The 10,346-nt window shown below is 37.1% G+C and carries 10 protein-coding genes; 3 read left to right on the top strand and 7 right to left on the bottom strand.

The features are described from left to right. The first annotated feature begins 36 nt into the window (after window positions 1-36). Entirely contained in the window at window positions 37-528 is a 492-nt protein-coding gene (gene tpx, locus OZY43_RS04460; RefSeq protein WP_277163842.1) for a thiol peroxidase, read from the top strand. A gap of 124 nt (window positions 529-652) precedes the next feature. Here the strand turns inward: tpx and aspS are convergent, their stop codons facing one another. The 6 genes from aspS to prmA form a co-directional block, all read right to left on the bottom strand. Then, the gene (aspS, locus tag OZY43_RS04465) at window positions 653-2,509 is read right to left on the bottom strand and encodes an aspartate--tRNA ligase (protein WP_277166355.1); all 1,857 of its coding nucleotides are present in this window, start codon (window positions 2,507-2,509) and stop codon (window positions 653-655) included. Between the two features lie 3 nt (window positions 2,510-2,512). Continuing rightward, entirely contained in the window at window positions 2,513-3,799 is a 1,287-nt protein-coding gene (gene hisS, locus OZY43_RS04470; RefSeq protein WP_277163843.1) for a histidine--tRNA ligase, read from the bottom strand. Between the two features lie 315 nt (window positions 3,800-4,114). After that, window positions 4,115-4,552 carry a D-aminoacyl-tRNA deacylase gene (dtd, locus tag OZY43_RS04475; protein ID WP_277163845.1) on the bottom strand — a complete coding sequence of 146 codons (438 nt, stop codon included), beginning with the start codon at window positions 4,550-4,552 and terminating at the stop codon, window positions 4,115-4,117. Next, entirely contained in the window at window positions 4,552-6,792 is a 2,241-nt protein-coding gene (locus OZY43_RS04480; RefSeq protein ID WP_277163847.1) for a bifunctional (p)ppGpp synthetase/guanosine-3',5'-bis(diphosphate) 3'-pyrophosphohydrolase, read from the bottom strand. The genes dtd and OZY43_RS04480 overlap by 1 nt, the downstream gene beginning before the upstream one ends. Window positions 6,793-6,806: 14 nt before the next feature. Then, window positions 6,807-7,181 carry a hypothetical protein gene (locus tag OZY43_RS04485; protein WP_277163849.1) on the bottom strand — a complete coding sequence of 125 codons (375 nt, stop codon included), beginning with the start codon at window positions 7,179-7,181 and terminating at the stop codon, window positions 6,807-6,809. Between the two features lie 43 nt (window positions 7,182-7,224). Next, window positions 7,225-8,169 carry a 50S ribosomal protein L11 methyltransferase gene (gene prmA, locus OZY43_RS04490; RefSeq protein ID WP_277163850.1) on the bottom strand — a complete coding sequence of 315 codons (945 nt, stop codon included), beginning with the start codon at window positions 8,167-8,169 and terminating at the stop codon, window positions 7,225-7,227. Window positions 8,170-8,232: 63 nt separating this feature from the next. Here prmA and ybaK point away from each other — a divergent pair, with 63 nt between their 5' ends. Together ybaK and OZY43_RS04500 are read left to right on the top strand one after the other, a co-directional pair. Beyond that, window positions 8,233-8,733 (top strand): Cys-tRNA(Pro) deacylase, encoded by a 501-nt coding sequence (gene ybaK / locus OZY43_RS04495; RefSeq protein ID WP_277163851.1) that lies wholly within the window; start codon window positions 8,233-8,235, stop codon window positions 8,731-8,733. A 119-nt stretch (window positions 8,734-8,852) separates the two neighbouring features. Beyond that, entirely contained in the window at window positions 8,853-9,800 is a 948-nt protein-coding gene (locus OZY43_RS04500; RefSeq protein WP_277163852.1) for a sugar-binding domain-containing protein, read from the top strand. Here the strand turns inward: OZY43_RS04500 and citX are convergent. Then, window positions 9,793-10,335 carry a citrate lyase holo-[acyl-carrier protein] synthase gene (gene citX, locus OZY43_RS04505; RefSeq protein WP_280927704.1) on the bottom strand — a complete coding sequence of 181 codons (543 nt, stop codon included), beginning with the start codon at window positions 10,333-10,335 and terminating at the stop codon, window positions 9,793-9,795. The genes OZY43_RS04500 and citX overlap by 8 nt on opposite strands. Window positions 10,336-10,346 lie beyond the last annotated feature (11 nt).

Here is a 10,346-nt window from a genome sequence, read left to right on the forward strand (position 1 = left end):
TCAAATTAGACATCAATCAAATGAAGGGATTTTATTATGAAAATTACAAGATTAAATGAGCCTCTATATACTAACGGTGAACCACCTAAGGTTGGCGATAAGTTGCCAGATTTTACTGTTGTTAGAGCTGACGGTAGTAAAGCAACCAAGGCTGACTTATTATCTAAGCCGACTTTAATTAGTGTTGTTCCTGACCTTAACACTAGTGTCTGCAGTATTTCAACTAAACGTTTCAACAACGAAGTTGATAAGTTTGCTGGCATTAACTTCTACACTATTTCTACTAATACTCTTGATGACCAAAAGAATTGGTGTGCTGCTGAAGGCGTTAAAAACATGGAAATTTTATCAGATGAAAGCCACAACTTTGGTGAAGAAATGGGTCTTTACCTTGAAAGCGGCGTAGATTCAAGAAGTGTTTGGATTATTTCTGCTGACGGCGAAGTTTTGTACCAAGAATTGGTTTACGAAATGACCGACGAACCAGACTACGATGCTGCATTAACATTTTTAAGTAACTTAAAATAAAGTTAAAGGCACTACTAAAAGGACAATCACAAATGTGATTGTCCTTTTTTGTCAAAAATACCATTAAATTAAGATTAGTACAACAAAAACGATGTGAAAATTTACATCGTTTTTGTTGTTTTAGTTATTCTTCATCCCAAGTTGCGTTTTGATCCGCATCTTTTTGTGCTTCTTCTTGTAAACGTGCCTCTGTTTGCGCAACACTTTCCTGGTATTGCTCTTCAACTTCAATTCCTAAGTCAGTTAATTGCTGCTCGGCAACTGGAGCTGGTGCGTGCATCATTGGTTCTGAAGCACTGGCATTCTTTGGAAAGGCCAAGACATCGCGGATATTATCCTTCTCTGCTAACATCATGGCAAAACGATCAAGTCCGATAGCTAATCCAGCATGTGGTGGAAAGCCCATGTCAAGAGCATCGAGCAAGTAACCAAACTGTTCGTAAGCGCGCTTCTTAGTAAAGCCAAGTGCCTTAAACATTTTTTCTTGAATTGAACGTTTGTGGATTCTGATTGAACCACCACCAAGTTCATCCCCGTTCATGACAATATCATAACTGCGGGCATGAGCCTTGTGTGGATCAGTATCAAGCAGCTTAATTCCTTCATCATCAGGCATTGTGAATGGGTGGTGGGCAGCAATCCAGCGACCAAAGCCTTCATCGTATTCAAATAACGGCCAGTCAACAACCCAGACAAAGTCAAAGACATGCTTAGGAATAATGTCGGTTTCTTTAGCAAATTCACGTCGTAAATGATCTAAGGAATCACAACAAACTTTCCACTTATCAGCGATAAAGACAATTAATTCGCCGCCCTCAAGACCAAATTCCTTGATTAAAGCTGCCTGATTGTCATCTGTTAAGAAGCGGCTAATCGGACCAGAAAATTCGCCATCTTCAAACTTAACCCACGCAAGTCCTTTAGCGTGGTAACGTTTGATGTAGTCTTGCTTTTTCTCAATTTTCTTACGTGAATATGCCTTAGCACCATTTTTAACAGCGATTCCTTTAACAAAACCACCATCTTGAATTGCACCAGAGAAGACTTTAAAGTCACTATCCTTAAAAATACTGCTTAAATCATGAATTAACATGCCAAAACGAGTATCAGGCTTATCTGTACCGTAATTATTCATTGAGTCAGTCCAAGAAATTCGGGCAATCGGTGTCTTTAATTCAACTCCCATAACATCCTTCATGATTTTCTTGAGCAGACCTTCAGTATAATCTTGCACTTGCTTCTCATCGGTGAATGAAGTTTCCATATCAATTTGGGTAAATTCAGGTTGCCGGTCACCACGCAAGTCCTCATCCCGAAAACATCTAGCAAGTTGATAGTATTTGTCAAATCCTGCACCCATCAATAATTGCTTAAATAATTGCGGTGATTGTGGCAAAGCGTAAAAACTTCCAGGATAAATTCTTGATGGTACCAGGTAGTCACGCGCACCTTCTGGTGAGGACTTTCCTAAAATTGGTGTTTCAATATCAATAAAGCCGTGCTCGTCAAAGTATTCATGCGTTGCACGTAAAATCTTTGATCTTAAAATAATGGCTTGTTGTAATCCCGGACGTCGTAAATCAAGGTAACGATATTTTAACCGTGTTTGTTCACCAACTTCAATATCATCTTTAATTTCAAACGGTGGATTTTGTGATTTGTTTAAAATTTCAATTGCTGCAGCTTCAATCTCAACTTCCCCTGTCTTCATGTCTGGGTTAATGCTTGACCGCTTAACAACAGTTCCTTTGACCTGTACTACGTATTCGTTACCAAGTTCTTCAGCAGTAGCCATCAATTCTGCACCAGAATCATGGTTAACGACAACTTGAACTAATCCTTCCCGATCACGTAAATCAATAAATAATAAGTTACCTAAATTACGGACACGTTGTACCCAACCATATAAATTAACTTCTTGACCAAGATACGCAGCGGTAATATTACCACAATAATCTGTTCTTTTTTCCATTTGTTCCATCATTTAATCCTTTAATCGTTTCATAACAGTCTTCATCTCATCAACATCAGATAGACTTAGATCAATTGTCTGACCGTCAGCAAGACGCTTAACATTCAACGTGCCATTTGCCAATTCCTTAGCGCCAAGAGTAATCACAAACTTAGCTTTAACCCGATCAGCCTTCTTAAACTGAGCTTTTAATTTCTTCTGGTCAACATCATATTGAACTTTAAAACCTTGCTTACGAAGTGAACGGGCAATTTCAACAGCCTTAATTTCAGTACCTGCACCAATATTAGTAATGAAGAAATCAATTCCCTCATCAGCAAATAAAGCCGGATTTTGCTTTTGTAAGACAAGCATTAACCGTTCTTCTCCAATCCCAAAACCAACGGCTGGTGTTTCAGGACCATCAAACTCTTGTACCAAATGGTCGTAGCGACCACCGCCAAGAATTGTTGTTGCTGATTCCCAAAGATTTTTATCTTCAACCATGAATTCAAAAATGATACCCGTGTAGTAATCAAGTCCGCGAACCAAATCGTTATCAATAACGTAATTAATCTTAAGTTGATCGAGAATACCAGTAATCTCATCAAAGTTAGCTTTAGAATCGTCATCTAGATAATCAATAATCTTCGGTGCATCTGGTAAAAATTGCTTATCTTGTTCATCCTTAGAATCCAAAATTCTAAGTGGATTCTTCTCTAACCGTCGTTTAGAATCGTCAGATAATTGTTCTCTTAATGGCGTAAAGTAATTGACTAAAGCATCATGGTAATCTTGGCGCACTTGGGCGTTACCCAAAGTATTAATATGTAACTCATAATTCTTAACGCCTAACTTAGCCAATAAATCATGAGCCAAAACGATAGTTTCGACATCAGCTAATGAATTACTAGAGCCAAAGCTTTCAACCCCAATTTGGTGAAATTCACGCTGACGACCAGCTTGTGGACGTTCATAACGGAAAGTTGATTCAATATAATAAACGTTGAATGGTTTAACAACTTCTGGCGCATACAGCTTATCTTCAACGTAAGCCCGCACAACACCAGCAGTTCCCTCAGGTCTTAAGGCAATGTGACGGCCACCTTTGTCATTAAAGTCATACATTTCCTTCTCAACAACATCAGAAGTTTCGCCACTCGAACGGGAAAAGACCTCATAATTTTCAAAACTTGGGGTTCGAATTTCGCGATAATTTGCTTGTTTAAAAAAATCACGCACTATTTGTTCAACTTTTTCCCATGAACCGGATTGTTCAGGTAAAATGTCAACTGTTCCTTTTGGTTTCTGAACTCTCATTTAATCATCCTTTTTAAATATAAAAAAGCACCCTTGAATAAATCAAGGGCGCTAGATCATGCACGGTACCACCTTTTGCTTGCTGCGAATAACGCTCGCGACGCGCATATTATCTGATAAAGGGGTCACAGTCAGCCTTCTATCCACTCTTACACCAATTGAGTAGTCTCTAACAATAGAAATCGCTGAACTTCAATCTTTGTCATTGATAATTCTTGTTTTAGCTTATAGTTTTAAGGGCAAAATGTCAACTAAGAATTTACATAATAGCCAATTCTTAGTTGACAGATCGTAATTCGTTATTTTTTAAATTAGTTACAGATCTAATACAATCGTAAATGGCCCATCGTTTTCCAAGCTAACCTTCATATCAGCACCGAATTCACCAGTTTCAACATGTAAACCAGCACTAGCCAATTCTTGGTTAAAAGCTTCCCATAATTCTTTAGATTTTGGTGGTCGCATTGCCTGAATAAAACTTGGTCGATTACCTTTCTTAGTATCAGCTAACAAGGTAAATTGACTAACACTTAAAATTTGGCCGCCAATATCCTTAATTGCTAAATTAGTTTTGCCATTTTCATCTGCAAAAATTCTCATCTTGACAACTTTAGCAGCAGCTTTTTGCACAACTGCTAAATCATCGCCTTCCTTAATTCCTACTAGCAGCAATAAGCCCTTAGTAATTTGACCAACAACATTATCAGCAATTTTTACTTGTGCCTCATTGACCCGTTGAATGACAACCCGCATTAGTTATCCGCCCTTCTAGTTTCATAAACATCCGGTACATCCCGCAATTTACTCAAAATTTCGTCCAGTTGAGCTGAATTTCTAACTGCAACAGTAGCATAAATATGAGCAATATTTTCTTCATTAACTTTTCCCGAAAGATTGTTAATATTCGTTGTGACCGAATTTAATTTTGTAATTACATCGCTCAATAACTTGCTACGGTTGTAACCAAAAACTTCAATATTAGCATTAAAGGCTTGGGCACTGTTTTCTTCAACATTTTCCCATTCAACTTCAATTAACCGGCCCTTACTTGCTTCATTATTAACAATATTACGGCAATCAGCCCGGTGAATTGTAACGCCGCGTCCTTTAGTAACATAGCCCACAATCTTATCGCCAGGGACTGGATTGCAACATTTAGCCAAATGAAGCATCAAATCACTGATGCCCTGAATCATCACCCCATCTTTGTGCTTGATTTTCATTGGCGTTGTCGCAGACTTACTATTTTGTTCCTTGGTCGCAGACTTTTGACCTGAATTTAGAATTTCTTCCTCAAGTTGCTTCTGGCGCTTTTTTTCTTCTTCGCGCCGCAAGTCAAGTGTCAGCCGATTAACGATACTGACAGCAGATAAATCACCAAAACCAATTGAAGCGTACAATTCATCAGCGGTATGGTAATTGAGTTGCTCAAGAACCTTGTCAATGTGTGCTTGATCCATGAACTCTTTGGGGGCTAAATCTTGCTCGCGCAGCTTGTCCGCTACCATTTGTTGCCCTTGCTCAATACTGTTTTCTCGGTCCAAATTACGGAAATAACGTCGAATCTTGTTACGAGCTCGTGAAGTCTTAACCATGTCAATCCAGTCACGCGAAGGCGCAGCATTTGACTGAGTCATGATATCAATTACATCACCATTTTTCAATTTATAATCCAGGGGCACTAACTTACCATTAACCTTAGCACCAACAGCATGACTACCAACTTGTGTATGAATTTCGTAAGCAAAATCAAGCGTAACCGCACCCTTGGGCAATTCATAAACCTCACCTTTAGGAGTGAAAACATAAACACGATCAGAGAAAATTTCACTCTTAACGTTCTTCATGAATTCGCCAGCATCCTGCGTTTCATCTTTTAATTCCAAAATTTCTCGAACCATGTCCAATTTTTCATTGGAATTGGTTTGTTCAACACCGGTAAAGTTGCCACGCTTGTATGCCCAATGAGCCGCAACCCCATACTCAGCAACTTCATGCATTTGCTGCGTCCGAATTTGAATTTCTAATGGTCGACCACCAGGCCCAATAATTGTTGTATGCAGAGACTGATAACCATTGACCTTAGGTACAGCAATATAATCTTTAAAGCGCCCAGGCATTGGTTTCCACTTAGTATGGACAGCACCTAAAACCGCATAACAATCCTTTACTGTCTTAACAACAACCCGAACAGCTGACAAGTCATAAATTTCATCAAAATCTTTATGCTTGTTGACCATCTTTTTATAAATAGAATAAATATGTTTAGGCCGCCCATAAATTTCATATTTAATACCCAAATTATCTAGACTTTGTTCCAAAGTTTGAATTGCATCTTGGATATACTTTTCCCGCTGACTGCGCTTTAAGTTCATCAAGTTAACAATGCGATAATAAGCCTTGGGGTTTAAATAATGAAAACTTAAATCTTCAAGTTCCCACTTAATCGTCCCAATTCCTAAACGATCAGCTAATGGTGCATAGATATCCATCGTTTCTGAAGAAATGCGACGCTGTTTATCCGGTCGTAAGTGCTGTAAAGTATGCATATTGTGCAGTCGATCAGCCAGCTTAACCATAATTACTCGGATATCCTTCGCCATTGCAATCAACATTTTGCGGTGATTTTCTGCCAAAAATTCTTGGTGAGACTTATATTCATATTTATTTAATTTAGTAACGCCGTCAACAATAAAGGCAACATCCTTACCAAATTTTTGCTTAATGTCATCGTTGGTAACTGGTGTATCTTCAACCGTATCATGTAAAAAGCCGGCAGCAATCGTATCAGGATCAAGTCCCAAATTCGCCAAAGTTCCAGCCACTTGTGTTGGATGCACAATATAAGGCTGACCTGAAGCCCGTTTCTGTTCTTTATGTGCTTCATTAGCATATTGATAGGCTTCTTCTACAAAAGCAATCTGGTCATCATTCATATACTTCTTACAGGCATCTATTACCTGATCATGCGTCATTTCTACATATTTGGACATTCTTAACACCTCGCCTAATTATAAATATGTTTATCCATCAAGCCAAATACCTCAAAAATAAGATAAATTAGGCTAAATAATAAATTATAATTAGCAAATTTAATTAAAACAACTAAGCAAAAAACAACTGGTAAAAAAAGCAGCCAGTAATGTTTTACCCTCAATGTTACTATTAATTTACCAACATGATAACTAACAACACTGTTTATTACAAAAAATAGCAGCCCGACACGCCAAACAATGGGTACACTTAGTAAGCTGAATAAAAAGGGTAAAAGTGCAACTAACAATCCCCACCAAATTATTGGCATTGCTGGAAATTGATTTAATTTGTAAATTAACGGTAACTGTTTGATTTTTTGCTTAATATACTTAAATTTATTAATCAATCTAATATTCCTTACATAACTTATTTTAATATTATAATCCTTTTTACCGTTCTTGGCGTTCAATTATTAAGCCCACCCAGCGATCTTGCCGCATGGTTAATGTAATCTTGAAATTGTGTTCTTGCAACGCTTGCTTAACCTTATCTAACTGTAAATAATCTATTCCTGAAAAAATAATTTGGCCGCCAACGTTTAAGTGCGCATCCATTTGCGGAATTAAATCTAAGAGAATTTCAGCTAAGATATTAGCAACAATAATGTCGAACTTACCAGTAACGTTCTTCAGTAGACTTGCCTTGGCTACCTTGATATTTGTTAATTGGTTTAAAGCAATATTTTCGTGAGCCGCAGTTACTGCTTCATCAGAAATATCTGTCGCCAAAACAGATTTCGCACCTAATAAAGCAGCCGCAATTGCTAAAATGCCAGAACCAGTGCCCACATCAACGACACTTTTAGGTGCAATCATTGCCCGTTCTAAGCCCATCATTGCTAATTGCGTTGTTTTATGATTACCCGTACCAAAAGCTAGACCAGGATCAAGTTTAATTAACTTTTGGTCTTGAAAAGCCGGTTGATACTCTTCCCATTCAGGAACAATTGCCAAGTGCCGAGAAAAATCTATAACATGATAAAATTTTTGCCAAGCTGTATTCCAATCTTGATCTTTAATATATGAACTAGTAATTTTCGCCTGACCAATTGCTAAACCATAACTCTTTAATTCTGTTAATTTCTCCTGATATTGTGTTATCAGTTTTTTGGGATCCGCTTCCTCATCAAAATAAGCTAAAAATTGTAAATCTTCTGGCAAATCCTTAATCTCATCAAGTTTAACAACAGTTGAATCGTGTTCCCAACCTGCATGTTCAAAATCTGCCCGCTTTCTACTTTCAGTTCCCAGTGCGTGCAGCACATCCTGACTATAAACGCCAAGCGCGTCTTCTACTTCATGACTAGTCTCAATTTTAATTATTAATAATTTCATTTTTTAGATAAACTCCCTTTTTATTTTTCTCCGAGCAATGCTATCATTATAAAGGTGATAATTATGTCAAAGAAGAAAAATAAACTTGAAAAAACATTGGTTGAAAAAATTTTAGATCGCGACAAAATCGCATATCGGCAAACAGAATTTGTGACACATGAAGATTCCGGCGGTGTTGCTAAAATGGATACTTCTATTTTAAACGAGAAAGAACATTTGGTCTACAAAACGCTAGTTTGCACGGGTAACAAAACTGGTACTGTTGTCGGCGTAATCCCTGTAACTGAGCATTTAAGCATGAAAAAATTAGCTAAAAATTCTGGTAATAAAAAATGTGAAATGCTACCACTAAAGGACTTGGAAAAGACAACCGGTTACGTTCATGGTGCCAATACCCCTATTGGCATCTACTTTAAACATCATTTTCCTATCTATCTGGATGCTGGAATGCAACAAGAAAACGAAATTGGTGTTTCTAGTGGTAAAGTTGGGCGTAGTGTCTTTTTAAAACCAGCTGATTTGCAAAAAGTTAGTCATGGTACTTTTTGTGACTTATTAGAATAAATAAGCAGCAAGACTTTTTTCACTTTGTGCATTTCGGTAATAATTATTAGTAACTTTGAGCATTAATACTCAAAGTATATTTACAATATTTTAATTAATGATAAGTAAGGAATAAGGAAATGACACTATTAACAGATGAAGAGCTAGCAAATATCGCACATGATTATTTTTTAAGTAAACTAAATATTGCCGATATTTCGCAAAAGTATAATCTTTCACGTTACTTGATTACTAAGGCAATTGAAGAAGCTGAAGATAAAGGTATTGTGAAAATTAGTATCTATCAAAGCCCTAGAAGAGCTGAAAGATTGGAACGCGAATTTCAAAAACTTTTTGATTTAAAGGAAGTTTACATTCTAAAAGATCTTGAAACCAAGAACCAAGATAATGAAATGATCGTCAAGTATGCCGCCAAGCAAATTCAAAATTATGCCAAAACAGCCCATGTTATCGGCTTAACTTGGGGTACCTTAGTCCGCGATATCATTGATAATTTTTCTGAAGTTAATCGTGAAGACCTTACTTTTATTCAACTTGTTGGGCAAGCAGTTAATGCCAGCAAACGTAAACATCCGTTAGCACAAATTGCTGCCAATATGTTTAATGCTAAATGTTTAACTTTGCCAGCCCCACTTTATGCCATTAACCCACAATTAGTTCAATATATTCAAAAAGAACCATTTTTTGAATATATTAAAAATTATTATTCTAAGATTGATTTAGCCTTCGCCAGCATTGGAACTAATCAAGCATTTGAATCCGGCAAGTTCTTTATGGATTATTATAATGATCAATTATTTGCGAATATTGATCGCAATAAAGTTGCCGGGGTTATTTTTGGTCGTCCCTACGATATTAATGGTGAATTTTATTCCTCAATTGAACCTCATATTTGCGGGATTAGTTTAAGAGAAATTATGCAAATTCCTAACCGGTTTGTCATTGTTAAAAATCGCTTCAAGGAAGATGCCTTGCTAGGCGCACTTAGAAGTGGCGTAATTACTCACCTAGTTACAACCAGCGGTATTGCTGAGCGCGTTTTACGTAAAAATAACGGTACTAATTAAATTTCTGTGCGTAAATTTGATTAATGTACTCTTGTAATTCACTAACAGCATGACGCCGCGATCTAGCACATTCTTTTGCTGGACGCTCACAAATAAAGCAACGTCGCACCTTTAATCCCAATTTAGAACGTGATAAAGCTGCATTCTGACTTTTAACGAGAACATCTGCATCAAACAAACGCCCTAATTGTGTTTGATCTTCAAAAATAATTGCTGCCTGCTTAACCAGCTGACTGTCTTCGGTTAACAAATAAAAATTCTCACAGCCACTTGGTTTATCCCAACTAACTAACAAATTAAAACTTAATTGTTTCGCTGCTAGAATAGCTTCCAAATCTTGGATACCTGCAGCAAATAATTTTCGCAAATAACGGTTATTTTTAATTGGTCCCGGAATATTTAATTTTACGTCAAGCAGTACTTGTTGTGGATAGCGTGTAAAAATTTGTTGCTGCAAAGCTACGCGTTGATCTTTATTTGCCAAAACATTGGGAATAGTTTGTGGTTTTCCTATGGTAAAAATTGATTTAGTCACTCTAATCATTC

Origin of the sequence: Lactobacillus sp. ESL0785 (assembly GCF_029395455.1) — a bacterium.
Taxonomy (GTDB): Bacteria; Bacillota; Bacilli; order Lactobacillales; family Lactobacillaceae; genus Lactobacillus.